The following is a 24,244-nucleotide window of genomic DNA, read 5'->3' as shown; positions in this document are numbered from 1 at the left end:
CACGAGCCCAGCTCGTGTCCCCCACGACCCCTTTCCTCATCGCATGGAGGCAGCATGTCCCCCCTGTCCCGCCCCTCGCGGCTCCGCCGGCTCGGTCTCTGCGTCGCCACCGGCACGCTCGCGGCGCTCACGGCCGCCGCTCCCGCCGCTCTGGCGGCCGACCCCCAGCCCGTCGGACAGCGCGCGGAGGCCGCCGTTGCGGACCCGACGTCCGACGAGCTCTCCGCCTCGGCCCTGCAGCGCGAGCACGAGGCCCGCCAGCAGGCCGACAAGGAGGCACAGGCCCCGGGCGAGCAGGCTCGCCCCCAGGCGCCCAGGAGGACCTACAAGGGACGGGTCATCGCCCAGCCGTACCTGCTGCTGCGTGACAAGCCGACCCGCAGCAGCCGCATCGTCGGCTCGGTGGACCACGGCGAGGTCGTCAACATCTTCTGCAAGACCACGGGCGAGAACGTCGACGGCAACGACCGCTGGTACCTGCTGACCGACGGCACCTGGGCCTGGGGTTCGGCCCGCTACATCGAGAACATCGGCGACGCGCCGAAGTGGTGCTGACCTCACATCACCCGCACACCCGCCCGCCCGTGGAGCCCGGCCGTGTCGCCGTCGGCTCCGCGGGCGGGCGCATGTGCCGATGGGATCCAGCCTCGACAAAGGTGTGACATAAAGGAAATACTGCCCACCTCTTGCTACGTTGCGGGGCATGACCGCAACGACGGCGGACGCTCCCCCGCCCGAGCTACGCCTGCCCAAGCGGCGCGGGATGGAGCTCACCCTCCTCGTCGGGGGCGTCCTGATCTCCGTCTTCGGCTACACGGCGGTCGGCCTCGCCCACGACGGCACCGTGCCCCCCGACGTCGCCGGGTACGGCGCCGGGCTCGGCACGCTCGCGCTGCTCGCCCATGTCGCGGTCCGCTTCCGGGCCCCGTACGCCGATCCGCTGCTGCTGCCGATCGCCGTCCTGCTCAACGGGCTCGGCCTGGTGCTGATCTACCGGCTCGACCTGGAGACCCCGAGGGACCAGGCGGCGCCCACCCAGCTCGTCTGGTCCACGCTCGGCGTCGCCCTGTTCGCGGCCGTGGTGGTGCTGCTGCGCGACCACCGGGTGCTCCAGCGGTACGCGTACCTCTCGGTGGCCTCGGCACTCGCGCTGCTGATCGTGCCGATCTTCTTCCCGGCGGTGAACGGGGCGAAGATCTGGATCCGGATCGGCGGACTCTCCTTCCAGCCCGGCGAGTTCGCCAAGATCCTGCTCGCGGTGTTCTTCGCCGCCTACCTGGCCGCCAACCGCAACGCGCTCGCCTACACCGGCCGCACGGTGTGGAAGCTGCAACTGCCCGCCGGCCGGGTGCTCGGGCCGATCGTGGCGATCTGGCTGCTGAGCGTCGGGGTGCTGGTGCTGGAGCGCGATCTGGGCACCTCGCTGCTATTCTTCGGGCTCTTCGTCATCATGCTGTACGTGGCGACCGGCCGGACCGGCTGGATCGCGGTCGGTCTGCTCCTGGCCGCCGTCGGGGCCTTCGTCGTCGGCTCCTTCGAACCGCACGTCCACAGCCGGGTGCAGGACTGGCTGGACCCGTTCGCCTCGATCGACGCGGGGCAGGGGCCGGGCCAGCTCGCCCAGTCGCTGTTCGCCTTCGCCGCGGGCGGGATGCTCGGGACCGGGCTCGGCGCGGGCCACTCCATCCTGATCGGCTTCGCCGCCAAGTCCGACTTCATCCTGGCGACCGCGGGCGAGGAGCTGGGCCTGAGCGGGCTGACCGCGATCTTCCTGCTCTACGCGCTGCTCGTGGCGCGCGGCTACCGGGCCGGGCTCGCCCTGCGCGACCCGTTCGGGCGGCTGCTCGCCATCGGCCTGTCGTCGATCCTGGCGCTCCAGGTGTTCGTGATCGCGGGCGGGGTGATGGGGCTGATCCCGCTGACCGGGATGGCGATGCCGTTCCTCGCGCAGGGCGGCTCGTCGGTCGTCACCAACTGGATCATCGTGGCGCTGCTGATCCGGGTCAGCGACGTCTCGCGCAGACCTCACCCCGAACAGGCCGAGACCGGGATCATCGCCGCGGCCGTGGAGGAGGACCGGTGATCCGCTACATCCGGCGTGCCGCCGCCTTCTGTCTGCTGCTGTTGGTGGCGCTGCTCGTCAACGCGGCCCGGGTCCAGGTCTTCGAGGCCGACGAGCTGGACGACAATCCGGCCAACCGCCGTAACACCATCGCCCGTTACGACCAGCCGCGCGGCAACATCCTGGTCGGCGACCGGCCCGTGACCGGCAGCAGGGAGACCGGCGAGCAGCTGAGCTTCGAGCGCACCTATCTGCACGGCCCGCTGTACGCCCCGGTGACCGGATACGCCTCGCAGACGTACGGCACCACGCTCATCGAGAACGCCGAGGACTCCGTCCTGTCCGGTACGGACTCCTCGCTGGCGCCGCTGCCTTTCTGGAACGAGCTCACGCGGGGCAGGCAGCCGGGCGGCGATGTCGTCACCACCATCAAGGCGTCCATGCAGCAGGCCGCGTACGACGGGCTGAGCGGGCGGCGGGGCGCGGTCGCGGCGCTGGATCCGTCGACGGGCGAGATCCTGGCGCTTGTCTCGACCCCGTCGTACGACCCCGAGCGGCTGTCCGGGACCGGTTCCGCGGTGACCGACGCGTGGACCCGGCTGAACGCGGCCACAAGTCTGCCGATGCTCAACCGGGCCATCCGGCAGACCTATCCGCCGGGCTCCACCTTCAAGATCGTGACGGCGGCGGCGGCCCTCGACGCCCGGGCGGTGACGGACGCCGACGCCCCCACGGACACCCCGTCGCCGTACGTCCTGCCCGGCACGAGGACGACCCTGCCGAACGAGGCGAGAGGCTGCGAGCAGGCCTCCCTGGCGGACGCGATCCGGGTCTCCTGCAACACGGTGATGGCCCATCTGGGGGTGGAGGTCGGCCTGGAGGGGATGGTGGAGACGGCGGAGCGGTTCGGCTTCAACGACACCGGGCTGCGCATCCCGTCCGGGGTGGCGAAGAGCAACTTCGACACGGAGATGAGCGACGATCAGCTGGCCCTGTCCTCGATCGGGCAGTTCGACACGACGGCGACCCCGCTCCAGATGGCGATGGTCGCCTCGGCGGTGTCCAACGGCGGAGATCTGCGCCGTCCGCATCTGGTGGGCCGCGTGACCACCAACGACGGGGACACGGTCCGGCAGGAGGGGTCCGACCCGTACGAGCGGGCGATGAGCCCGTCGACGGCCGTGCAGCTCCAGCGGATGATGGTCGACGTGGTGGAGAACGGCACCGGGGCGAACGCGGCGATCGACGGGGTGAGGGTCGGCGGCAAGACCGGCACCGCCCAGCACGGCGTCGACAACTCCGGGCTGCCGTACGCCTGGTTCATCTCCTGGGCCCAGGCTCCCGACTCCGGCCGCCCCGCCGTCGCGGTGGCGGTCGTCGTGGAGGACGCCTCCGCCGACCGGGACGACATCAGCGGCGGCGGCAGCGCGGCCCCGATCGCCCGGGCCGTGATGGAGGCGGCGTTGGAGGAGTAGCCGGGAAGCCCGGGCGCGCGGAGCGGCGCACCGGCAGACTGGGCCCATGACACGGACGACCTCCGCGGTGGCGCGGGCCCTGGAGCGGATCGGCCGGCTGGACCCGGCGCTGCACGCGTTCACCGAGGTCTGGCCGGACGGGGCGCTCGCCCGGGAGCGGGAGGCCATGGCGCACCGACTCCCGCTGGGCGGACTGCCGTTCGCGGTGAAGGGCCCCTCCGGGATCCGGTCCTTCGCGGCGCGCCGACTGATCGCGGCGGGCGGGTCCCCGGTCGGTGCGACCTCGGTGCCGGGACCCGGCACCCACTGGCAGACCTGGGGCTTGGGCGCGCACGGCCGTACGGTCAACCCGTGGCGGGCCGACCGTACTCCGGGCGGCTCATCGGCCGGGTCGGCGGTCGCGGTGGCGGCGGGGATGGCGGAGCTGGCGACGGGCAGCGACGGGGCCGGGTCGGTCCGTATCCCGGCCGCCTGGTGCGGGGTGTTCGGGCTGAAGACGACGAACGGGCTGCTTCCCTCCCCCGACCGGTCGGGACTGGCCTCGGCCGGGGTACTGGCCCGGTCGGCGGCCGCGGCGGAGCCGTATCTGCGCCATGTGCTGGACGGCCACGAGCCGCCGGCCCGCCCCGTACTGCCGCTGCCCGCCGTGTACAGCGAGGACCTCGGATACGCGGCGGTGGACCCGGAGGTGGCGGCCGTCGTCCGGGCGGCGGTGGACCGGCTCGTCGCGGCGGGGACCGTGCGCCTGCTGGGGCGCGAGGTCGCACTGCTCGACCCGGTGGGGGCCTGGACGGCGGTACGGGGCGGGTCGCCCGACGACCCGGAGGCGGTGCGGGTGCGGCGGACGAACAACGAGCGGCTGGAGGAACTTCTCGGCGGCGGGGCCCTGTTGCTGACCCCGGTCACCCCGAACCGGCCGCACGGCCACGAGGGCCCGGGGGACCTCTACTCCACAGCGCTGACCTGGGCGTTCAACCTGAGCGGGCACCCGGCGGCGAGCCTGCCCGCGGGATTCACCGGGGACGGCTGCCCGGTGGGGCTCCAGTTGGCGGCGGCGCGCGGCGCGGACGTCCGGCTGCTGGCCGCCGCCCGCGCGGTGGAGGACACCCTGCCCGCCGCACCGATGCCGCCCACCGCCGGGCTGCGCTGACGGACGGCAGAGCCGGCAGGGCGGAGGGGCGGCAGGAGGCAGGAGGCAGGGCGGAGGACAGGTTGCCCTGTCGGCGCGTTGCCCTTCCGGGACCGGGCGGGCACTCCGGTCTCCGGTCTCCGGTCTCCGGTCTCCGGTCAGCCGATCGGCTTGCGGGCCTCCTCGCGGACCTTGGCCGTCTCCGCCGCGACCGCCGCCAGGTCGATGGACTTGGCGTCCTTGACCACGCTCTCCGGACGGATCACCGCGATCATCGCGGCGGTGTTGTCGTCGCCCCAGGCGCACATGGGGATGTTCGCGACGCCGCCGGCCTCGTTCGACTGCACGACCTGGCACTCGATCGTGATGTCGTACCCCTCGGGCGTGAACTCCTCGGCGGGTACGACGAGCTTCGCGCCGTCGGCCCCCGCCGCCCCCTCCATGATCTTGCCGCGCATGAAGCCGGGGCTGGCCAGCCGCCCGTACATCCCCGAGAGCACCAGGGCGCCGCCCTTGTCCGAAGCGTAGTGCGCGATGACCGCCTCGCTGTCCCGGATGCTGGGGTCGGGAGTGTCCTCGATCTCCTTGCCCTCGGTCTCCGAGAGGTCCTGCCCCAGGCTGAACTCGCCGTCCAGGAGCTTCTGCTGCACGAGGAGCTTGTACTCCGCCTTCGGGTACGCCAGTTCGGCCCCCTCGTCGGCGAGCCGGGCGACGCCGAAGACGATCGCCCCCGCCACCACCACCGCGCCGACCGCGATCCCGACGATGAGTCCGGTCCGCTTCCCGCGCGGCGGCTGCGGGCCCTGGGGCGGCCAGCCGCCGCCCGCCCCCGGGCCGCCTCCGCCGGGTATGCCGGGCTGACCCCAGCCGCCCTGCTGGGGCGGCGCCGGAGGCTGCTGCGGGTAGCCGTAAGGATGCTGCGGCACGGACGCGGGCGCGGCCGGCGGCGCGCCGTAGGGGTTCTGGCCGTACGGGTTCTGCGGAGACGGCGGCCCGTACGGGCCCTGCGGCGGGTGCGGCGGGGTGGTCATGCGCTCACCGTACGACACGTTTACGAACGGACTTTCGATGCGCCCGATATCGGTATCAGGTCGAGAGGATCGCCCCTGAGCAGCCCGCCCGCCCACCGCCCGATCCCCACCGCCTCCCCACACCGCCACCTCACCGCACCCCCTCAGGCGGCCTCGGCCGCGCCCTCCCCGATCGCCTCCGCGATCTCCGCCACCCGGGCCTCCTCCTCGGCAGCGAAACGTTCGCGGTCCAGTTCCTCGGCTATCTCCTCGTCCTGGGACATCAGCAGGTCGAGGTTGGAGTCGCCGAGTTCGAGGACACCCATGTCGACGTACGCCTTCTGGAGCCGTGGGCCCCACAGGCCGATGTCCTTGACGCACGGGACGATCCGGCTGAACAGGAGCTTGCGGAAGAGCTGGAGGAATTCCGAGCGCTCCGTGAGGTCCTTCGCCTCCTGCTTGCCGATGCCGAAGTTCTCCAGGACCTCGGCGCCGCTGAGCCGGTCGCGCATCAGGTAGCAGCCCTCGATGACGAACTCCTCACGCTCGCGGAGTTCGGCGTCGCTCAGCTGCTTGTAGCAGTCGCGCAGCGCCATCCGCCCGAAGGCGACGTGCCGGGCCTCGTCCTGCATGACGTACGCCAGGATCTGCCGGGGCAGCGGCTTGGTCGTGGTGTCGCGGATCATCCCGAAGGCGGCCAGCGCCAGGCCTTCTATCAGGACCTGCATCCCGAGGTAGGGCATGTCCCAGCGGGAGTCGCGCAGGGTGTCGCCCAGCAGCCCCTGGAGGCTGTCGTTGACCGGGTAGAGCATGCCGACCTTCTCGTGCAGGAAGCGGCCGTAGATCTCGGCGTGCCGGGCCTCGTCCATGGTCTGCGTGGCGGAGTAGAACTTGGCGTCCAGGTCGGGGGCGGACTCCACGATGCGCGCCGCGCACACCATCGCGCCCTGCTCGCCGTGCAGGAACTGGCTGAACTGCCAGGAGGTGTAGTGCTTGCGCAGCTCACCCCGGTCCTTCTCCGTCATCTTCGCCCAGTGCGGGGTGCCGTACAGGGTGAGCGCCTCGTCGGGGGTGCCGAGCGGGTCTGCGGGGTCGACCTCCAGGGCCCAGTCGATGCGCTTGTTGCCGTCCCACTGCTTGTCCTTGCCCTTCTGGTAGAGGGCGAGGAGGCGTTCGCGGCCGTCGTCGTAGTCCCAGTTGAACCGGGCGGCTCCGGTGGCCGGGACCTGCCAGACCGGTTCGGCGGGCGGAGTGGTGTAGAGATCATGGGTGGACACGGACGGCTCCTTCGCCTCGAATGGCTCGACTGGATCGACAAGTTCCGTGACACCGAGGGCAGTTGGGCCCGCCCGTCGACCGCCTCCCTGGCAGGTTCACACGCTGATAGACAGCGGGTCAACAAGTCGCACGAAGTCGCGCCCAAGGGATTGACGGCCTTACTGACAGGTAGTCTCATAAGAGGTGACCGCCGGTAACTCCCGTTCCCGGTCCACCCAGTTCCCGGTGACCCCAGTTCCCGGCAACACCCGTGTGAGGTATTCCCGCCATGACGCCCGTCACCGCTCGCGATGTCACTGTGCTCCGCGACGCACTCGGCCCGCTCCGCGACCGCGAACAGGTCGCCCTGCGGCTGCTCGAATCCTCGGCCAAGCACTCCTTCGATCCCGACACCGAACTCGACTGGGACGCGGCCGTCGAGGAGGGCAAGTGGTTCTGGCCGCCGGAACTGCTCTCGCTGTACGGGACCCCGATGTGGGACCGCATGTCCGAGGAGCAGCGCCTGGACCTCTCCCGGCACGAGGCGGCCGCGCTGGCCTCGCTCGGCATCTGGTTCGAGATCATCCTGATGCAGCTGCTGGTCCGGCACGTCTACGACAAGCCGGTGACCAGCAACCACGTCCGCTACGCGCTCACGGAGATAGCCGACGAGTGCCGGCACTCGATCATGTTCGGCCGCATGATCGACTGGGGCGGCGCGCCGACGTACCCGGTGCCGCGCGTCTACCACAATCTGGCACGGGTCCTGAAGACCCTCTCCACCACCCCCGGTTCGTTCGCCGCGACCCTGCTCGGCGAGGAGATCCTGGACTGGATGCAGCGCCTGACCTTCCCGGACGACCGTGTGCAGACCCTGGTGCGCGGGGTGACCCGGATCCATGTGATCGAGGAGGCGCGGCACGTCCGGTACGCCCGGGAGGAGCTGCGCCGCCAGATGGTGACCGCCCCGCGCTGGGAGCGGGAACTCACCAAGGTCAGCTGCGGCGACGCGGCCCGGGTCTTCTCCATCTGCTTCGTGAACCCGCGGGTGTACGAGAACGTCGGCCTGGACCGCCGCGAGGCCCTGGCCCAGGCACGGGCCAGCGGCCACCGCGCCGAGGTCATGCGGTCCGGCGCGAAACGGCTCACCGACTTCTTCGACGACATCGGCCTGCTGAACGGCGTCGGCCGCCGGCTGTGGCGAAGCTCCGGGCTGCTGGCCTGAAAGCCGTGCGGACGTCAGGTGCGGGTCCCGGTGGCCTTAGGGTCGGTGGCATGACCCCCACCGCCGCAGTCCCGCCGCCCCGGGCGACGTACCGCAGGCTCAGCGTGGAGGAGCGCCGCGCCCAGCTGCTGCTCGCCGCGCTGGGGCTCTACGCCCACCGGGCTCCCGACGAGGTCTCGCTCGACGAGGTGGCGGTGGCGGCCGGGGTGTCCCGGCCGCTCGTCTACCGCTACTTCCCGGGCGGGCGGCAGCAGTTGTACGAGGCCGCGCTCGGCTCGGCGGCCGACGAGCTGACGCTGTGCTTCAGCGAACCGCCGGTGGGCCCGCCCACCGAGCGGGTCGCCCGGGTGCTGGACCGCTATCTGCGCTTCGTCGACGAGCACGACACCGGGTTCAGTGCCCTGCTGCGCGGCGGCAGTGTCGTGGACACCTCCCGCACGACGACGATCGTGGACGGGGTGCGACGGGCGGCGGCCGACGAGATCCTGCGCCACCTCGGGCGGATGGCCGGGGCCGGGGAGCAGCCCGCCGGGCCACGCCTGCGGATGATGGTGCGCAGTTGGATCGCCGGCGTCGAGGCGGCCTCGCTGATCTGGCTGGACGACGGGAAGCGGCCGGCCGCGGCCGAGCTGCGCGGCTGGCTGGTCGACCAGCTGATCGCCCTGCTCGCCGCGACGGCCGCCACCGACCCGGAGACCGCGGCGGTGGTGAACGACCTGCTGGCCCTGGAGACCTCCGACGGCCCGGCCGGGCAGCTGGCGGAACGGGTGATTCCGGTCGTCGCGGAGGCGGCGCACCTGCTGCCCGCCGCCGCTGCGTCAGACTGACCGGGTGAAGAGCGAGAACACCCCTTTCCGAGGCGGCCCCCTGGACGGCCGGGTCCTGCCGGTCCTGCTCGGCCCGACCGGCCATCCGCCGAAGTGGTACGAGGTCCCGGTGCCCTCGCCCGACGGCGGCCCCGCCACCGTGTACGCCTACGCGCGGGTCCCGGCCGGCTACACCAAGCGGCTCGGGCTCCAGCGCGGCTGGGTGTACGAGTACGCCCCCGGGGGCCGCGAGCACCGCACCCTCAAGTGGCCCTGGTCCAGGACTCCCCCGAGCTCCCCGAGCCGCGACTGAGCGGCGGGCGACCGTCCGTGGGGCGCAGGCCCTAAGATCGACGGTCAGGCGCCGGAGGACGGGTCACCCGGTCGCCGTCGGACGGTCACAAGGGGGTGCGCCATGGAGGCGCTGCGTCAGGACGATCCACGCCGCTTCGGCCGTTTCACCGCGCTGGCCCGCTTCCACGAAGGTGCGAGCGCGGTGCGGTACGTGGCGCGGGACACCGCCTCCGGCGAGATGGCCCTCATCACCGCCGCGCGCCCCGGGCTGGCCGGCCTACCGGCGTTCCGCCGCCGCTTCCTGGCCGAGGCGCGGACCGCCGAACGCCTCGCGGGCGGCTGGGTGGCCGCGCCCCTGGACACCGGTGATGAGCCGGAGGTCCCGGCGGACGGGCCGGAACCCCTGTGGACGGCGGCGGTCTACGTCCCCGCGCTGCCACTGGCCGAGGCGATCGGGATCGCCGGTCCGCTGGGCGAGCGGTCCCTGCGGATACTGGGCGCGGGCATCGCCGAGATCCTCTCCCGGGTGCACGCCGCCGGGGCCGTGCTCCAGGGACTGGCCCCCGGCACGGTGCTGCTGGCGGCCGACGGACCCCGCCTCACCGCCTTCGGCCCGCTGGGCGCGGCAGCCTCGGCCCAGGCCGGGCCGGGCGGCCAGCTCTCGGTGCGGCTCGGTTATCTGACACCCGAGCAGATCGAGGGCAAGGAGGTCTCCGCCGCCTCCGACCTGTTCGTGCTGGGCCTGCTGCTGGCGTACGCGGCGACCGGGACGACCCCGTTCACGGAGGGCCCGGCCGAGGAGGCCGCCCGCCGGATCGCCGGGGACGAGCCCGAACTCGACGGCGTACCACAGGCGTTGCGGGAGGTGATCACGGCCTGCCTGGCGAAGGACCCGGCCGAACGGCCCACCGCCGGCACGGTCGCCGCCGAACTGGCCCTGGAGGGCGCCGCGGGCCTCGCCCGGGGCGGCTGGCTCCCCGAACGGCTCGCGGCGGCGGTCGCGGACCAGGAGGCGCGGGTCCTGGCCCTGGAGGTGCCGGAGGAGGAACCGGCGACATCGGAGGAGGACCCGGAGCCGCTGGAGAGGGACCGGCGGACTCCGGAGAAGGCGCCTACTCCTGTCGCGGCAAAGGACCCGGAGCCCGCGGAAGGCCCGGCGGTCCCGGAGCCCGAGGACGCCCGGCCGGTGGACGCACCGCTGGTGGACACGCCGCCGGTGGACACGCCCGCCGCGCCGGTGGAGACCTCCGCCGCCCCGGAGCCCGCGGGAAGCCCCGCGCCCCAGGAACCGCAGGACGCCCGGCCGGTGGCAGTGCCCGCGCCGCGGGACCCCGCCGCCGCACCCATGTCGGCGGGCGAGGGGGCCACCGGGGAGGACCGGGGCACCACCCGGTTCCTCGACACCGGGCCGCGACCGCCGCAGAACGACCGCCCGACGACACAGCTCGCCCTCCCCCACGAACTCACCGCACCCCCGGGGACCGCCTCCGTCCCGGCGGGCCGTCCTGGGCCTCCCGCCCCGCATCCCGCCCTGCCCGCCGCGACCGGCGCCCCGCAGCGGCCGGGCCCTACGCACGGCGGGCCCGCCCCGTACCCCGCGGCGGCGCTCCCCGCCGGGTCCGCCGGTCCCGGCGGCATGGGCAGGGGCCCGATGGTGTCGTTGCCACTGCCTCCCGCGCCGGCCCCCGCGCCCGACCCCGCCGCGAGCCGTCGTACCCTGCTGACCATCGCGGCGGCGGCCGTCGGCGGGCTGATCGTGGGCGGCGGTTCGGTCGCCGCTCTCGGGTCCGGGGACACCGCGGTGGCGACGGACGACAAGCCCGCGCCGAAGCCCCGCCGCACGCTCCCCGGGCAGCCCCCCGAGCCGCGCTGGATCTACGCGCACCCGGCCTCCGAGTCGTCCCCGCTCACCACCGCCGTCTGGCGGGACAGGCTTCTCGTGGTGACCAGCGAGAGCCAGGCGAGCGCCGTGGACCTGCGCACCGGCAAGCGGCTGTGGCAGCGCGCGGACGCGGCGAAGGGGCAGGCCGCACTGGAGGCGGGCGCCGATCTGGTCTTCGTGGCGAGCCCGACGGAGTTCCTGTGGCTGTCGCCGAAGAACGGCAAGGTCGTGCACCGCGTGCGCTACACGGACGCCTTCGGCGACCTGCCGGGGCTCGCCGTCGGGCGGCTGGCCGGGAGTTCCGGGCCGGTCATCTGGTTCCCCGGTTCGCACACGGTCACCGTGAAGGCCCCGAAGCCGAAGAAGGGCAAGAAGAAGAGCAAGGACAAGGAAGTCGTCCAGGCCTACTTCTTCGCGTACGACACCGTGCGGCGCAAGGAGCTGTGGCGGGCTCCCGTACCCGCGGGCCGCGCCCCGGGAACGCCTGCCTACCGGGTGGTCGTGGAACGCTCCTCCGACGTCCTCGTACGGCAGGAAGCGGTCAGCCTGACGGCGGCCGAGGTCAAGGCGGCCAAGGGGAAGGGCTCCATCCGCTCGTTCGACCAGAAGACCGGCAAGCTGCTGTGGACCAAGCAGTACGGGGCGGCCTCCCCCGAGGCGGCCACCGCGGGCGATGAGGACGGGACACTGTACGCGGCGGTCGGCAAGGACCTCCAGGCCTTCGAGACGGACACGGCGAAGCCGCTGTGGCGCGTCGAGGGCGGCGACGGCTCGGTGTTCGGCACCCCACTCGCCGCCGGACACCTGATCCACACCACCGAGCGCAGCCGGCTGGTCGGCGCGGTGGAACGGGAGAGCGGCCGGCTCGTGTGGCGGCGCTCCACGGAGGTGCCGGGCATCGGGAACGCCCCGTCGCTCACGCTCAGCGGCAGCGGGAAGACCCTGATCGCCGCCGACGCCGTCCAGGTCACGGCGTTCTCGGCGGCCGACGGCGAGCGGCTGTGGAAGTTCCAGGACATCGGGTCGGCCGACCCCAAGGGGGCGACGGTGAGCGCGCCGTACCGGGCGCTCGCCGCCGGGAAGACCGTCGTCGTCCAGCGGGACAGGTCCTTCTACGCCTTCCCGGTGGCCTGAGGCCCCGGCCCCCCTTTCCTCACCACCGCCGTCCGGGGGGTCCCCCGGGCGGCGCGCCGCCCGGTGCTTGCGTCACCTGACCACACGTGACCCGATGATCGGATTCGCCCATTTAGGGACGAGCCCGTAGCCGGGCCGCGTCTCCGTCACGGAGGTGATGTCGTGTCAGGCAGACTCCTGCGCGTGGTCTGCACGGCCTCGCTGGCCGCGGCGCTCACGGTCTCCCCCGCCACCGCCGTGCCGGCCGAGCCCGGCCCCGTACCGTCCGAGGAATCCGCACCGCTCGCCGAGGAGGCCGCCGGGACGGACTCCGCGGACTCCACCGGCACGGAGGACGCAGAAGGCGCTGAGGATCCAGTGGACGCTGCGGGCCTAGAGGATCCGGTGAGTCCCGCGGACGCGGAGGGCCCTGCGGAGGAGTCCCCCGGCGCGGCCGATCCGGACGCGGCGGAGGTCGACGCCGAGACGGCTCTCGCCGCACCCGAGGCGCCCAGGAGCGTCGCCGCCCTGCTGCGCGAGCTGCGGACCCGTTACCAGGCGACGGAGGAGGCCAGCGAGGCCTACAACGCCACCGCCGAGAAGCTGAAGCAGCGGACCGCGCAGGTGAAGAAGGTGAACGCCGACCTGGCGAAGACACGGGCCGCGCTGGAGCTCAGCCGCGGGGACGCCGGGCGCCTGGCCAGGGAGCAGTACCAGGGGCGTACCGAGTTCTCCGCGTACCTCCGGCTGCTGCTGTCCCGTGATCCGCTGCGGGCCCTGGACCAGACCCATGTCGTGGGGCGGCTGGCCGCGAACCGCGCGGCGACGGTGGACCGGCTGACCGACCACGCACGCCGGGCCGACACGCTGGCCGCCGCCTCCCGCAAGGCGCTGGACCAGCAGAAGAGGCTGGCCCACCGGCAGAAGAAGCAGCGCGACGCCGTCCGCGGCAGGCTGAAGGAGGTCGAGGGGCTGCTGGCCACGCTCTCCGAGGAACAGATGACCCAGCTCGCCGGTCTCGAACAGCGGGGCGTGGACGAGGCGCAGCGCGACCTGGTCGCCTCCGGGGCGCTCAGCTCCACCCGGCCGCCCACCCGGCAGGGCGGCGACGCCGTCGCGTACGCGGTCCGGCAGATCGGCAAGCCGTACGTGTGGGGGGCCGAGGGCCCCGATTCCTTCGACTGCTCCGGGCTCACCTCCCAGGCCTGGTCGGCGGCGGGGCGGACGATCCCGCGCACCTCGCAGGAACAGTGGAGGCAGCTCCCCAGGCTGCCGGTCTCCGCGCTGCGCCCCGGGGACCTGGTGATCTACTTCCCGAAGGCGACCCACGTGGCGCTGTACATCGGCAACGGCCTGGTGGTGCAGGCGCCCCGCCCCGGCACGACGGTCAAGGTCTCGCCGCTCGCGTCGAACCCACTGCTGGGCGCCGTCCGGCCCGACCCCGGCGGCACCCCACTGTCCACGTACACGCCCCCGGAGCTGCCCGAGGGCGCACGCGACGGCGCGGACACCGGGTACGGCACGGACGCGGCACCGGACGCCACTCCGTAGACCTGGACCCCGGCGGCCGGACCGGCGGTGCGGGTCCGGCCGCCGAAGCGGTGGGCGGGCGCTCAGGCTCCGGTGAGCGAGGCCAGGTAGGCGTTCGTCTTCTCCGGCTCGTAGAAGAAGTTCTCGAAGTCCGCCGGGTCGTTGAACCCGTTGGCGAAGCGGTCCGCGGCCGGCTGGAGCTGACCGGCCGCGCCGATCAGGTTCAGCACGTGCTCCGGCGGGACGCCGAGCATCGCGTTGGTCCACTTCGTGACGTGCTGCGCGGTCTCCCAGTAACCGTCGAACGTGGACTGCATCCACTCCGCGTCGAACTCCTTGTCGCCGTGCTCGACGATCGAGTCGAGGTAGGCATTCGCGCACTTGGAGGCCGAGTTGGAACCCTGGCCGGTGATCGGGTCGTTGGCCACGACGACGTCCGCGACGCCGAGGACCAGTCCGCCGCCGGGCAGCCGCCCGATCGGCTTGCGGACCGTGGGGGCGTAGCGGCCGGCGAGGGTGCCGTTGGCGTCGGTCAGCTCGACCTTGGTGGCACGGGCGTACTCCCAGGGTGTGAACTTCTCCATGAGCTCCAGCGTCTTCGCCAGGCGCTCGGAGGGGTCCTTGATGCCCTGGAAGGTGTCCAGCGGTCCGCCCGGGACACCCTCCCAGAAGAGGATGTCGGCGCGGCCGGAGGTGGTGAGCGTCGGCATCACGAACAGTTCGCCGACGCCCGGGACCAGGTTGCAGCGGACCGCGTCGAACTCCGGGTGCTCGGGACGTGGGCCCATGCCGTGGACGTAGGCGACGGCCAGCGCGCGCTGCGGGGCGTCGAACGGCGAACGTGCCGCGTCCCGGCCGAACATGGAGACCAGCTCGCCCTTGCCGGCCGAGACCATCACCAGGTCGTAGATGCGGGCGAAGTAGTCCAGGTCGGAGACGGCCGCCCCGTGGATGACGAGCTGACCGCCGCGCTGGGCGAAGGTCTCCATCCAGCCGGCCATCTTCACGCGCTGGTCGACGGACTGGGCGAAGCCGTCCAGTTTGCCGACCCAGTCGATGGCGCGCGAGGAGTCGGGGGCGGCGACGGAGACACCGAGGCCCTCGATCCTCGGGGCCTGGGACTCCCAGAAGTTCAGCTGGTAGTCCCGCTCGTGCTGGAGCGCGGTCTGGAACATGCACTGCGTCGACATGACCCGGCCGGTGCGGATCTCGTCGGCCGTGCGGTTGGACATCAGGGTGACTTCGTAGCCTCTGGACTGAAGCCCCAGGGCCAGCTGGAGCCCGGACTGGCCGGCTCCGACTATGAGTATCTTCCGCATCGCGGCTCTCCGTTGTGTGTGATCCAGCGCTCCGCCGCTCCGTGCGGAGCCGCCGGGCTATGCGGGGGTGGCGTCGAGAGCATGGCCCACAAGGGCCAGGAGCGACTCGACCACCGTGATCCTGTGACGAGCGTCCATGATCACTATCGGGACCCGCGGGGGTACGGTCAGGGCTTCCCTGACGTCCTCCGCCTCGTAACCGGGCGTCCCCTCGAAGTGGTTGACGGCCACGATGTACGGCAGCCCGCAGCTCTCGAAGTAGTCGAGCGCGGGGAAGCAGTCCTCCAGGCGCCGGGTGTCGGCGAGGACGACCGCGCCGATCGCCCCGCGCACCAGGTCGTCCCACATGAACCAGAAGCGCTGCTGGCCCGGGGTGCCGAAGACGTACAGGACGAGGTCGTCCTCCAGCGTGAGCCGGCCGAAGTCCATGGCCACGGTGGTGGTGGTCTTCTCGGGCGTCGCGGTGAGGTCGTCGGTCTCCTCGCTGGCCTGGGTCATCAGCGCTTCGGTCTGCAGCGGCGTGATCTCGGAGACCGAGCCGACGAACGTTGTCTTGCCGACGCCGAATCCGCCCGCCACCACGATCTTGGTGGCGGTGGGCGCGCGGGTGTGGTCGAGCTGCCAGGCCTGGAGGGACTCCTCGGCCTGTTCCCGGGGCCCCGGCTGGCGCGGGGCGAAGAGCGGCGCCTCAGAGACGGCGGAGTCCATTGAGCACCCTTTCGAGCAGTGCGCGGTCGGGCTGGCCGGCGCCGTGGCCGGTTCCGTACACGCGGATCTTTCCCTGGTCGGCCAAGTCGCTGAGCAGCACCCGGACGACTCCGAGCGGCATCTTCAACAGGGCCGAGATCTCCGCGACCGTACGCATCCGGCGGCAGAGTTCGACGATGGCCCGGAGCTCCGGCATCACTCGCGAGGCGAGGTTGCCGTTGGTGAGCTCGCGGCGCTCGTCGGGTGCTTCGAGGGCCGCGACGAACGTCTCGACCAGCAGGACGTGCCCGAACCGGGTGCGACCGCCGGTGAGGGAGTATGGGCGGACCCGGGCGGGGCGTTTGTCCGCCCCGCGGACGGGGAGTCGGGGGGCGGGTTCCGCGGCGGTGGTCACAGGGCGCTCTCCATCGATGTGCGCAGCTCACTGCGGAGTTCGGGGGTGAGTACGTGTCCGGCCCGGCCGACGAAGAGGGCCATGTGGTAGGCGACGACGCTCATGTCGCAGTCCGGGGCGGCGTGGACGCCGAGGAGGGAGCCGTCGCTGATCGACATGACGAAGACGCTGCCCTCGTCCATGGCGACCATCGTCTGTTTGACGCCACCGCCGTCCATCAGCTTCGCGGCTCCGACGGTCAGCGAACCGATGCCGGAGACGATCGTGGCCAGGTCGGCGCTGGATCCCTTGGGCCCGTCCGACGTTCCGGCGGCCGGTCCGGCCGCCTTCGCGGTCAGATGGCCGGGGTCGGAGGAGAGCAGCATCAGGCCGTCGGACGAGACGACGGTGACCGAGTGGACCCCTGGCACCTCCTCCACGAGATTGCTCAGCAACCAGTGAAGGTTCCGGGCTTCGGTACTCAGCCCGAATGTGCTGGGCGCAGTCAACTGCGTGCCTCCTCGACTGTGTCCCCCGTCTCTTCGTTCCGGCCGTCCGCCCAGCCGCCGGTCTCGGCGGTCCGTGCGGTCCTTGCGTCAGGTGCGTCCTGTGCGGCGCCTGTGGCGTGTGCGGTGGTGGTCGGGTGCCCCGTACGCCCGGTGGGTACGCCCCCGGGGTCGGCGACGGTGATGCCGCCGGTCTCGGCGATCTCCGCCTCGACGTCGCGCCGGCCCTCCTTCGCCGCCTGGTGGAAGCTGCCGAGCCGACGGCGCAGGGCGTCCCGGTCGAGGCTACCGGGGCGTCCGGGGGCGGGGGTCGAGTCGGGCCGGACCACCTTGGGGGTGCGCTTCGGCAGCCCCTTGTCGGTGATCCGCCCGGCCTCCGGGCGGCGGGGGCCGGGAACGGTGTCGGCGGGGGTCGAGGCCGCTTCGGCGTGGGGGGCGGGGCGGAACGCGGGCCCGTCCGGGTCCTGGCCCCCCGGGCCGGTCTCGGCCGGGCGCTCGTGGCGGTCGGGGCCGATCGCGTACGGGTCGACGGCGGCGGGCACGGCAGGGGTGTCCAGCACTGCCGGGACGTCCGGAGCCGTGGGTACCACCGGGGCCGTCGGGCCGGCCGGGGCCGGAGGAGGCTTCGGAAGCCGGACCTGGATGGTGATCTCGGAGTCCGACTCGACTCCGGCCCCGTCCTCGGTCTCGGCCCCGCCTTCCGTCCCGTCTTCCGTCCCGGATTCGGCCCCGGACCCGGCTTTGGTCCCGGTCCCGTTCTCGGCGACCGGCTGCCTCGCGTCCTGCTCCTGCTCCTGCGGCGGTACGGCGGTGGCTTCCGGGTCCTCGTCGGCCACTGCGTTCTCGGCCACTGCGTTCTCGGCCGCCGCGCTCTCGCGGATCGTCCGCTCGGCGGCGATGATCAGCGGGTCGACGGCGGCCAGGGGCCGGCCAGCCGTCTCGGGGGCGTTCTCCGCGACCGGGTCCGACGCCGCCTCGGGCTCCGGAGTCGGTGCCGGGCCCGGCGTCGGCTCCGCTTCAGTGGGCGTCCCGGGCCCGGGCGCCGAGGGCGGCAGGGGTGAACGACTGGGCAGGGCGTTGGAGTTCGCCTCCGCCACCGAGCCCGGCAGGTTGAGCGTGGGCGCGTCACCGGGCAGTTGCACGGCGGGCGGTGAGGAGGCGGGCAGGGAGTTGGGCAGCAGGGCGCTCGGCAGAACGACGACGGCCGTCACACCACTCCCCTTCTGCTCGCGCAGCTGGACCCGCACTCCGTGGCGGGCGGCCAGCAACGACGTGACCTGGAGGCCGAGTCCGGCCCCGGTCATATCGACGTGCCGCTCCCCCGGCTCGAACGAGGCCGCGTCAGCCAGCCTGGCATTGAGTTCGCCCATCCGGACCGACGACATGCCGATGCCCGCGTCCGACACGGAGAGCATCACCTCGCCGCTTTCCAGCAGCCAGCCGGACAGCTCGACATGGGAGTCGGGCGGCGAGAAGGAGGTCGCGTTCTCCAGGAGTTCGGCGAGGAGGTGGCTGAGGTCATCGGCGGCGAACCCGGCGATCTGGGCGTGCGGTGGCAGGGACTGGATGGTGACCCGCTCGTACCGCTCGATCTCGCTGACGGCCGCGCGCGCCACGTCGACCAGCGGGATCGGCCCCGCGTGGCCGTGGCCGTGCTCGGCGCCGGCGAGGACGAGCATGTTCTCGCTGTGGCGGCGCATGACCGTGGCCATGTGGTCCAGCTTGAACAGGGTGGCCAGGTGCTCCGGGTCCTGCTCGCGCTCCTCCAGGCCCTCGATGACGCCGAGCTGTCGCTCGACCAGTCCGAGGGTGCGCAGGGAGAGGTTGACGAAGGTGTGGTTGACCGTGTTCCGCAGCTGCTCCAGCTGGGTGGCGAGCTCGGTGGCCCGCGTCTGGAGTTCGGCCCGCTGGGCGATGAGGGTCTCACGGCCCGCGACCAGCTTGGACCGTTCGCCGGTGAGGCTGTCGACGCGTCCGCCGAGGTCCTGGTGCAGGGTGGTGAGCCTGCCGTGCAGGGAGTTCATCGACCGGACGACCTGGGCGAACTCGTCGTTGCGGCCGGTGTAGCGGACCGGCTCGGCGCCCTCGGGGTCCTCGGCGAGGCGCGCGGCGCCGATGCGCAGGACGGCGAGCGGCTGGGTGAGGGTACGGGCGACGGCGGTGGAGACGCCGACGGCGAGCAGGAAACAGCCGCCGAGCAGGGCGATGCTCAGTTCGAGGGCGGTGACATCGTCGTCGCGGAGTCCCTCCAAGTGCTGGACCTGGCCGGTGGTCAGGGCCGACTCGACGCTCCGCATCCGGTCGACGCGGGCGGAGAGCGCGGCCTCCAGCTTCTGGGGGCTGATCCCGCGCTCCGCCTCCGAGAGCTCGGGGCGGTCGGTGAGGCGGGTGAGGTGCTTCTCCGCGTCGTTGACCTCGGATCCGGTGACGGTGGCGGAGAGCTTGTCGCGGGCCTCCGGGTCCGCCGCCTGGTCGAAGTCGGCCAGCGCGGCCAGCTCCCGGACGCGGGCCTGCTGGGCGGCGGCGCTCAGCTCGTCGCGTTCGCGGTCGAACCGGGTGTCGCCCTCGTCCCGGGTCGCCACGGGGAGCCCGGTGAAGGGGTCCGTCCGAGCCGTCGGCCCGGTGCTCGGCACGGCGAGCGCGGCGAGGAGGAGCCCACGGGTGGCGGAGGCCTGTTCGGACGCGCCGCCGAGAGTGAGCGGGGCCCGGGTGGCGTCGGCGGCGCGCGGCGGGGTCTTCTCCGCCAGTTCGGCGGCGATGCCATGCAGCTTGGCGATGATGTCGGAGTACGCCTGGTGCGCCTCCAGGGCCGAGCCCTTGCCGGTCAGCGCGGAGCGGCGCAGCGAGGGAACCGTCGAGAGGTCGCGGCGCAGCGCAGCGGAGGCCGCCTCGTGGATCTCGTCGATCTGCTGGTCGACGCGGGTGGTGCGGGCGGTGCGGTTCTTCGCGCCGTCGTTGTCGTCGGCACCCTCGTCCCGGCCGTCGGCGATGTACGCGGAGATGGCGTCACGCTCATCGGCGAGGGAGTGCCCGAGGGTGACCGCCTGCTGATTCAGCTCGGCGAGGGTGACCAGCCGCTGGGACTCGGTCAGATCGGCGGAGGCCCCGAGCACGGCGGGGGCGCCCGCCGCTAGGACGATGACGCCGACGACCGCGACTCCGGCGACCAGTCGGCTGCGCACCCGCACGGTCCGCCTGTCCGCATCGGGTGCCGGAGGCGTCGCCCCGGAACCGTCGCGCGTCGTGCCCTTGCTCCGCGGCCGCTTCTTCTGCACCGGTGCTCGCAATCTTGACTCGTCCACCCTTGAAGCGGAGGTGACGCACGGTCACATGGAAGGGCGCCCCGCTCCTGGTACGGCTTCTGACCATTCCAGCGCTTTTGAGAGGGGGGCGCGCATCAACCGCTCCGCCACTCGAAGGAGTGAACATCACTCTTGAGTTGGCGAACAAGTCTCCCCTGGTGCGCCCCTGACCATGCGTGGACCATGGGGTGGAACTTCCGCTCCGCCTTTGGCAGGATGCCCGCCCGCATCGGTCCGGAGCCGCCCCCCTCCACCCCGTGCGCCCACCGTTGACCTGCTGGTACAGGCCGTTTCCGGTCGCGTACGGAGAAGGTGAAGGGCTCGTGCAGACTGACGGCATGCGCATCGAACTCGCCACCGCGCCCGGAAGCCCCGAACGCCCCAACGAGGACTGGGCCTCCGGGGCCCTTCCCGCGTCCGGCCAGGGTGGTGTGCTGGTCCTGCTCGACGGCGTCACCCCACCACGGGGGGACGACGGTTGCGTGCACTCGGTCCCGTGGTTCACCGCACGGCTGGGCGGTGCGCTGGTGGAACTGTCCGGTTCCCGACCCGACCTGACGCTGACCGAGGTTCTGGCCGAGGCCATCTCCCGTACAGCCGACACGCATCGAACCACCTGTGACCTTTCTCACGTGCGCACACCTCAGTCGACCGTGGTGCTGGCGCGTTGGGACGAACGCGCGATCGAACACCTGGTGCTGTCCGACTCGGCGCTGCTGATGGAGTCCCGCGACGGCACGGTCCGGGCGGTCCTCGACGACCGGCTGGACCGACTGCCGCCGGAGTCGCTCGCCTCGAACGAGATCGCCGATTCCACGGCGCGCAACAAGGAGGGCGGCTTCTTCACCGCCGCCGCGGATCCGTCGGTGGCGGCGCGCGCGGTGACCGGCAACACCCCGGCGTCCGGCGTCAGGGCCCTCGCCGCACTCACGGACGGCGCGGCCCGCTGGACGGAGGTGTTCGGCGAGGGTGACTGGAGGGACGCGCTGGAGCTGCTGCGGAAGGCGGGGCCGCAGGGCCTGATCGACCGGGTGCGGGAGCTGGAGGACGCCGACGCGGAGGCCGGGCGCGTACGGCTGCGGCAGGGCAAGACGCACGACGACGCCACGGCGCTCCTGGTGGAGCTGGACTGAGCACGCGACGGGCGGCAGAGCGGCTCGCGGCGAGCGCGGCGGCAGCCCTACGGATCCCGGCGGGCGCGACCGCCCCGGCGGTCAGCTCTCGGCGCGGGCGTTCAGCTGGTGCAGGAGCCGGGCCAGTTCGGCGACCTCGGCCCGGTCCCAGTCGGCCAGTTTGCTCACGTAGCGCCCCCGGCGCGCGTCCCGGACGCTGCGGAAGCGGGCCAGACCGCCGTCGGTGAGATGGACCAGCCAGGCCCGCCCGTCGGCCGGGTCGGGCTCGCGGGCCACCAGCCCGAGGTTCTCCAGGGAGTGCAGCTGGCGGCTCATGGTGGCCTTGCCGACGCCGAAGTAGGCGGCCAGTTCGGTGGCCCGCTGCCGGCCCGCCGCCTCCAGCCGGACGAGCAGACCGTAGGCGGCGGGCTCCAGTTCGGGGTGGACCTCCCGGGCCATATCGCCCGAGGTGGCGCGCGCCCGCCGCAGGAACACGGCCAACTCGCGTTCCAAGGCCAGAAATTCGTGGTCCACACCACTTCCGTCCGTCGCGCCCGGCTCCGGCTCGCTGTCGTTCCCGCGCACGTCAGTACCCCTCGTACGGTTTCCTGCCGATGAAAGTCTCTTCCGCGACCGGTCAACGCCGCGGTTCGGTCAGTATTTCGCAGGAGCAGACCAACGGCGGCGGCCCGGCCCTCTTCCACCCCCCGGGTCTACGTGCGTCGCGTCACCGGCGGCGGGACTGATGACATGGGCACACCATTTCATGCGCCCGGCCCACCTCCGCACCCGCAGCCACAGCCCTCCCGGCCCCACCCCGCCCCGGAGGCGCGCTCACGCCTGTGCGCGGATCCGGCGCACCGCACACGTCCCGCACACCCGGCGCGCCCGGAAGGCCGGGCCCCACCCCATCCCGCCCGCGACAACGCGGGCTTCGGCGCCACCGACCGCCGCGGGCGACCCGGTACGGCACGACAGCCGGCGAGCTGCCCATCGGCCGGGGCTTCCGCGGTCCCGGACCTCCACTATGAACTCCGTGTATACGCACGATGTATAGTCCTCGGCGTACCGCACACCTGTGCGGGATTTCCCGCACAGAGGAGTGATGTGTCGTGTCCACAAAGATGCCGTTGACCAAGGTGGGGTTGACCGCGGCGCTGGTGACCGCGCTCACACTGACGTTGAGCGGCTGCTCGATGGACACCACGGCGCCGGGCTCGGCACGAGGTGAGGCGGCCTCCGACGCCAAGGGCTCATTCGGGTCGGTGGACTGCCGCAAGGCCAAGTGCATCGCCCTGACCTTCGACGCGGGACCGGGCAAGGACACCCCGAGGCTGCTGGACATCCTCAAGGAGAAGAAGGCGCGCGCCACCTTCTTCCTGTTGGGCAAACACCACGTCATCAAGCATCCCGACACGGTGCGACGCATCGAGGACGAGGGCCATGAGGTCGCCAACCACACCTGGACGCACAAGGTCCTGACCGACCAGAAGCCGGACGAGATACGCGCCGAGCTGGAGAAGACGCAGCTGGCCATCGAGAAGATCACCGGCAAGAGGCCCCGGCTGATGCGCCCGCCGCAGGGCCGCACCGACGACACGGTCTCGGACATCAGCAAGGACCTGGGGCTCTCCCAGGTCCTGTGGAGCGCCACCGCCAAGGACTACTCGACGAACGACTCCGCGCTGATCAAGAAGCGGATCCTGGATCAGGCGAGCAAGGACGGCGTCATCCTGCTGCACGACATCTACAAGGGCACCGTCCCCGCCGTGCCCGGGATCATCGACGCCCTCCAGAAGGACGGCTACACCTTCGTGACCGTCCCCGAGCTGATGGCCCCGGCCGTCCCGGAGCCGGGCACGATCTACCGCCCCTGACCGGTCCGGAGAGCGCACGGACCGAACGGCCCGCCCCCGTCGCCTCGGGATGCGGTCCGTTCGGGATGTCCGTTCGGGATGCGGTCCGTCGCGGGAAGGGGTCCGGTCGGGACGGGCCGTTCGGCGGTCAGGCCGCGGCCGGGATCCTCGCCTCGGTCCCCTCCTCGGTCCTGGCCCCGGGACCGGCCGAAGCCGGGGCGAGGGCGATCTCCAGGACCTGGCGGACGTCGGTGACCGGGTGGACGTCCAGCTTCTCCAGCACCTCGGCCGGGACGTCGTCCAGGTCGGCCTCGTTGCGCTGGGGGATCACCACGGTGGTGATGCCCGCCCGGTGGGCGGCCAGCAGCTTCTGCTTGAGGCCGCCGATCGGCAGCACCCGCCCGGTCAGCGACACCTCACCGGTCATCGCCACATCCGTACGGACGAGGCGCCCGGAGAGCAGCGAGGCCAGGGCGGTCGTCAGGGTGATGCCGGCGCTCGGGCCGTCCTTGGGGACCGCGCCCGCCGGGAAGTGGATGTGCACACCCCGCTCCTTGAGGTCCGCTACCGGCAGCTCCAGCTCCGCGCCGTGCGACCGCAGGAAGCTCAGCGCGATCTGCGCCGACTCCTTCATGACGTCCCCGAGCTGACCGGTCAGGGTCAGTCCGGACGCGCCGGTCTCCGGGTCGGCGAGCGACGCCTCGACGAAGAGGACGTCACCGCCCGCCCCGGTCACCGCGAGTCCGGTGGCCACGCCCGGCACCGCGGTGCGGCGCCCGGCCGGGTCCTGGGCGGACTCGGGCACGTGGTGCGGACGCCCGATGAGGCCGCGCAGATCAGCGTCGGTCACCGCGAACGGCAGCTCGCGGTCGCCCAGTTCGTGCTGGGCCGCGACCTTGCGGAGCAGTCGGGCCACCGCCCGCTCCAGATTCCGTACACCCGCCTCGCGGGTGTACTCGCCGGCCAGCTTGCGCAGCGCCGACTCCTCGAGCGCGACCTCGTCCTCCTCCAGTCCGGCCCGCTCCAGCTGGCGCGGGAGCAGGTGGTCCCGGGCGATGACGACCTTCTCGTCCTCGGTGTAGCCGTCGAGGCGGACCAGCTCCATACGGTCGAGCAGTGCCTCCGGGATGGCTTCGATCACGTTGGCGGTGGCGAGGAAGACCACGTCGCTGAGGTCGAGCTCGACCTCCAGGGAACAGACACCCCCTCGGAAGGTCTGACCTTCCGGCCGGTACACGTTCCAACGAACGGTGTGCCCCTGGAGACATCGAGGAATCCCGTGGTC

The 24,244-nt window shown here is 72.6% G+C and carries 20 protein-coding genes; 11 read left to right on the top strand and 9 right to left on the bottom strand.

Features of this window, described 5'->3' with window-relative positions; genetic code table 11:
• The first annotated feature begins 54 nt into the window (after nucleotides 1-54).
• The 4 genes from ACZ60Q_RS13655 to ACZ60Q_RS13640 all read left to right on the top strand — a co-directional run bounded on the left by ACZ60Q_RS13655 (nucleotide 55) and on the right by ACZ60Q_RS13640 (nucleotide 4,687).
• A complete protein-coding gene (locus tag ACZ60Q_RS13655; RefSeq protein ID WP_469632852.1) occupies nucleotides 55-555 on the top strand; it encodes an SH3 domain-containing protein in 501 nt (166 codons plus the stop codon).
• Between the two features lie 148 nt (nucleotides 556-703).
• The gene (locus tag ACZ60Q_RS13650; RefSeq protein ID WP_469632849.1) at nucleotides 704-2,083 is read left to right on the top strand and encodes an FtsW/RodA/SpoVE family cell cycle protein; all 1,380 of its coding nucleotides are present in this window, start codon (nucleotides 704-706) and stop codon (nucleotides 2,081-2,083) included.
• Nucleotides 2,080-3,537 carry a penicillin-binding transpeptidase domain-containing protein gene (locus tag ACZ60Q_RS13645; protein ID WP_469632847.1) on the top strand — a complete coding sequence of 486 codons (1,458 nt, stop codon included), beginning with the start codon at nucleotides 2,080-2,082 and terminating at the stop codon, nucleotides 3,535-3,537. Before ACZ60Q_RS13650 ends, ACZ60Q_RS13645 begins: the two co-directional genes overlap by 4 nt.
• Nucleotides 3,538-3,583: 46 nt before the next feature.
• Nucleotides 3,584-4,687 (top strand): amidase family protein, encoded by a 1,104-nt coding sequence (locus ACZ60Q_RS13640; RefSeq protein ID WP_469632844.1) that lies wholly within the window; start codon nucleotides 3,584-3,586, stop codon nucleotides 4,685-4,687.
• Nucleotides 4,688-4,824: 137 nt separating this feature from the next.
• Here the strand turns inward: ACZ60Q_RS13640 and ACZ60Q_RS13635 are convergent, their stop codons facing one another.
• Nucleotides 4,825-5,697: a hypothetical protein gene (locus ACZ60Q_RS13635; protein WP_469632841.1), complete on the bottom strand. Its 873-nt coding sequence runs from the start codon at nucleotides 5,695-5,697 to the stop codon at nucleotides 4,825-4,827.
• Between the two features lie 143 nt (nucleotides 5,698-5,840).
• Complete coding sequence (locus ACZ60Q_RS13630; RefSeq protein WP_469632838.1) at nucleotides 5,841-6,953, bottom strand: ferritin-like domain-containing protein; 1,113 nt, start codon at nucleotides 6,951-6,953, stop codon at nucleotides 5,841-5,843.
• Nucleotides 6,954-7,222: 269 nt separating this feature from the next.
• Here ACZ60Q_RS13630 and ACZ60Q_RS13625 point away from each other — a divergent pair, with 269 nt between their 5' ends.
• The 5 genes from ACZ60Q_RS13625 (at nucleotide 7,223) to ACZ60Q_RS13605 (ending at nucleotide 13,804) form a co-directional block, all read left to right on the top strand.
• Nucleotides 7,223-8,158, top strand: a complete 936-nt coding sequence (locus ACZ60Q_RS13625; RefSeq protein ID WP_469632835.1) for an AurF N-oxygenase family protein — start codon at nucleotides 7,223-7,225, stop codon at nucleotides 8,156-8,158.
• 50 nt (nucleotides 8,159-8,208) lie between these two features.
• Nucleotides 8,209-8,985: a TetR/AcrR family transcriptional regulator gene (locus ACZ60Q_RS13620; protein WP_469632832.1), complete on the top strand. Its 777-nt coding sequence runs from the start codon at nucleotides 8,209-8,211 to the stop codon at nucleotides 8,983-8,985.
• 4 nt (nucleotides 8,986-8,989) lie between these two features.
• The gene (locus ACZ60Q_RS13615; RefSeq protein WP_469632830.1) at nucleotides 8,990-9,277 is read left to right on the top strand and encodes a hypothetical protein; all 288 of its coding nucleotides are present in this window, start codon (nucleotides 8,990-8,992) and stop codon (nucleotides 9,275-9,277) included.
• Between the two features lie 102 nt (nucleotides 9,278-9,379).
• Nucleotides 9,380-12,274: an outer membrane protein assembly factor BamB family protein gene (locus ACZ60Q_RS13610; protein WP_469632827.1), complete on the top strand. Its 2,895-nt coding sequence runs from the start codon at nucleotides 9,380-9,382 to the stop codon at nucleotides 12,272-12,274.
• A gap of 162 nt (nucleotides 12,275-12,436) precedes the next feature.
• Nucleotides 12,437-13,804, top strand: coding sequence for a C40 family peptidase (locus tag ACZ60Q_RS13605; protein WP_469632824.1), 1,368 nt, complete (start codon nucleotides 12,437-12,439; stop codon nucleotides 13,802-13,804).
• Nucleotides 13,805-13,866: 62 nt separating this feature from the next.
• On the opposite strand, the gene ACZ60Q_RS13600 is transcribed toward ACZ60Q_RS13605, so the two are convergent.
• The 5 genes from ACZ60Q_RS13600 to ACZ60Q_RS13580 are packed head-to-tail and all read right to left on the bottom strand — an operon-like array spanning nucleotide 13,867 to nucleotide 19,964.
• The gene (locus ACZ60Q_RS13600; RefSeq protein WP_469632822.1) at nucleotides 13,867-15,102 is read right to left on the bottom strand and encodes a styrene monooxygenase/indole monooxygenase family protein; all 1,236 of its coding nucleotides are present in this window, start codon (nucleotides 15,100-15,102) and stop codon (nucleotides 13,867-13,869) included.
• 57 nt (nucleotides 15,103-15,159) lie between these two features.
• On the bottom strand, nucleotides 15,160-15,810 hold the full coding sequence (locus tag ACZ60Q_RS13595; protein ID WP_469632819.1) for a GTP-binding protein: 651 nt from the start codon (nucleotides 15,808-15,810) through the stop codon (nucleotides 15,160-15,162).
• The gene (locus ACZ60Q_RS13590) at nucleotides 15,791-16,204 is read right to left on the bottom strand and encodes a DUF742 domain-containing protein (protein WP_469632817.1); all 414 of its coding nucleotides are present in this window, start codon (nucleotides 16,202-16,204) and stop codon (nucleotides 15,791-15,793) included. The genes ACZ60Q_RS13595 and ACZ60Q_RS13590 overlap by 20 nt, the downstream gene beginning before the upstream one ends.
• Entirely contained in the window at nucleotides 16,201-16,692 is a 492-nt protein-coding gene (locus tag ACZ60Q_RS13585) for a roadblock/LC7 domain-containing protein (RefSeq protein ID WP_469632814.1), read from the bottom strand. Before ACZ60Q_RS13585 ends, ACZ60Q_RS13590 begins: the two co-directional genes overlap by 4 nt.
• Entirely contained in the window at nucleotides 16,689-19,964 is a 3,276-nt protein-coding gene (locus tag ACZ60Q_RS13580) for a sensor histidine kinase (protein ID WP_469633809.1), read from the bottom strand. Before ACZ60Q_RS13580 ends, ACZ60Q_RS13585 begins: the two co-directional genes overlap by 4 nt.
• A gap of 365 nt (nucleotides 19,965-20,329) precedes the next feature.
• On the opposite strand from ACZ60Q_RS13580, the gene ACZ60Q_RS13575 reads away from it, so the two are divergent.
• Nucleotides 20,330-21,124 carry a hypothetical protein gene (locus tag ACZ60Q_RS13575; RefSeq protein WP_469633806.1) on the top strand — a complete coding sequence of 265 codons (795 nt, stop codon included), beginning with the start codon at nucleotides 20,330-20,332 and terminating at the stop codon, nucleotides 21,122-21,124.
• Between the two features lie 81 nt (nucleotides 21,125-21,205).
• On the opposite strand, the gene ACZ60Q_RS13570 is transcribed toward ACZ60Q_RS13575, so the two are convergent.
• Nucleotides 21,206-21,688, bottom strand: a complete 483-nt coding sequence (locus ACZ60Q_RS13570; RefSeq protein ID WP_469632811.1) for a MarR family winged helix-turn-helix transcriptional regulator — start codon at nucleotides 21,686-21,688, stop codon at nucleotides 21,206-21,208.
• 539 nt (nucleotides 21,689-22,227) lie between these two features.
• Here ACZ60Q_RS13570 and ACZ60Q_RS13565 point away from each other — a divergent pair.
• A complete protein-coding gene (locus tag ACZ60Q_RS13565) occupies nucleotides 22,228-22,980 on the top strand; it encodes a polysaccharide deacetylase family protein (protein ID WP_469633804.1) in 753 nt (250 codons plus the stop codon).
• Nucleotides 22,981-23,107: 127 nt separating this feature from the next.
• Here ACZ60Q_RS13565 and ACZ60Q_RS13560 read toward each other — a convergent pair.
• The coding region (locus ACZ60Q_RS13560) for a S16 family serine protease (RefSeq protein WP_469632808.1) at nucleotides 23,108-24,244 on the bottom strand (1,137 nt) is incomplete at its 5' end.

This window comes from Streptomyces sp. NPDC104313 (assembly GCF_055583985.1).
The sequence above is the reverse complement of the archived record's forward strand: the minus strand, read 5'-3'. Positions and strand labels throughout refer to the sequence as shown.

Coding starts and splice junctions, on each gene's coding strand:
- ACZ60Q_RS13655 (WP_469632852.1), top strand. CDS start 55: ATGTCCCCCCTGTCCCGCCCCTCGCGGCTCCGCCGGCTCGGTCTCTGC.
- ACZ60Q_RS13650 (WP_469632849.1), top strand. CDS start 704: ATGACCGCAACGACGGCGGACGCTCCCCCGCCCGAGCTACGCCTGCCC.
- ACZ60Q_RS13640 (WP_469632844.1), top strand. CDS start 3,584: ATGACACGGACGACCTCCGCGGTGGCGCGGGCCCTGGAGCGGATCGGC.
- ACZ60Q_RS13635 (WP_469632841.1), bottom strand. CDS start 5,697: ATGACCACCCCGCCGCACCCGCCGCAGGGCCCGTACGGGCCGCCGTCT.
- ACZ60Q_RS13625 (WP_469632835.1), top strand. CDS start 7,223: ATGACGCCCGTCACCGCTCGCGATGTCACTGTGCTCCGCGACGCACTC.
- ACZ60Q_RS13620 (WP_469632832.1), top strand. CDS start 8,209: ATGACCCCCACCGCCGCAGTCCCGCCGCCCCGGGCGACGTACCGCAGG.
- ACZ60Q_RS13610 (WP_469632827.1), top strand. CDS start 9,380: ATGGAGGCGCTGCGTCAGGACGATCCACGCCGCTTCGGCCGTTTCACC.
- ACZ60Q_RS13600 (WP_469632822.1), bottom strand. CDS start 15,102: ATGCGGAAGATACTCATAGTCGGAGCCGGCCAGTCCGGGCTCCAGCTG.
- ACZ60Q_RS13595 (WP_469632819.1), bottom strand. CDS start 15,810: ATGGACTCCGCCGTCTCTGAGGCGCCGCTCTTCGCCCCGCGCCAGCCG.
- ACZ60Q_RS13575 (WP_469633806.1), top strand. CDS start 20,330: ATGCGCATCGAACTCGCCACCGCGCCCGGAAGCCCCGAACGCCCCAAC.
- ACZ60Q_RS13565 (WP_469633804.1), top strand. CDS start 22,228: ATGCCGTTGACCAAGGTGGGGTTGACCGCGGCGCTGGTGACCGCGCTC.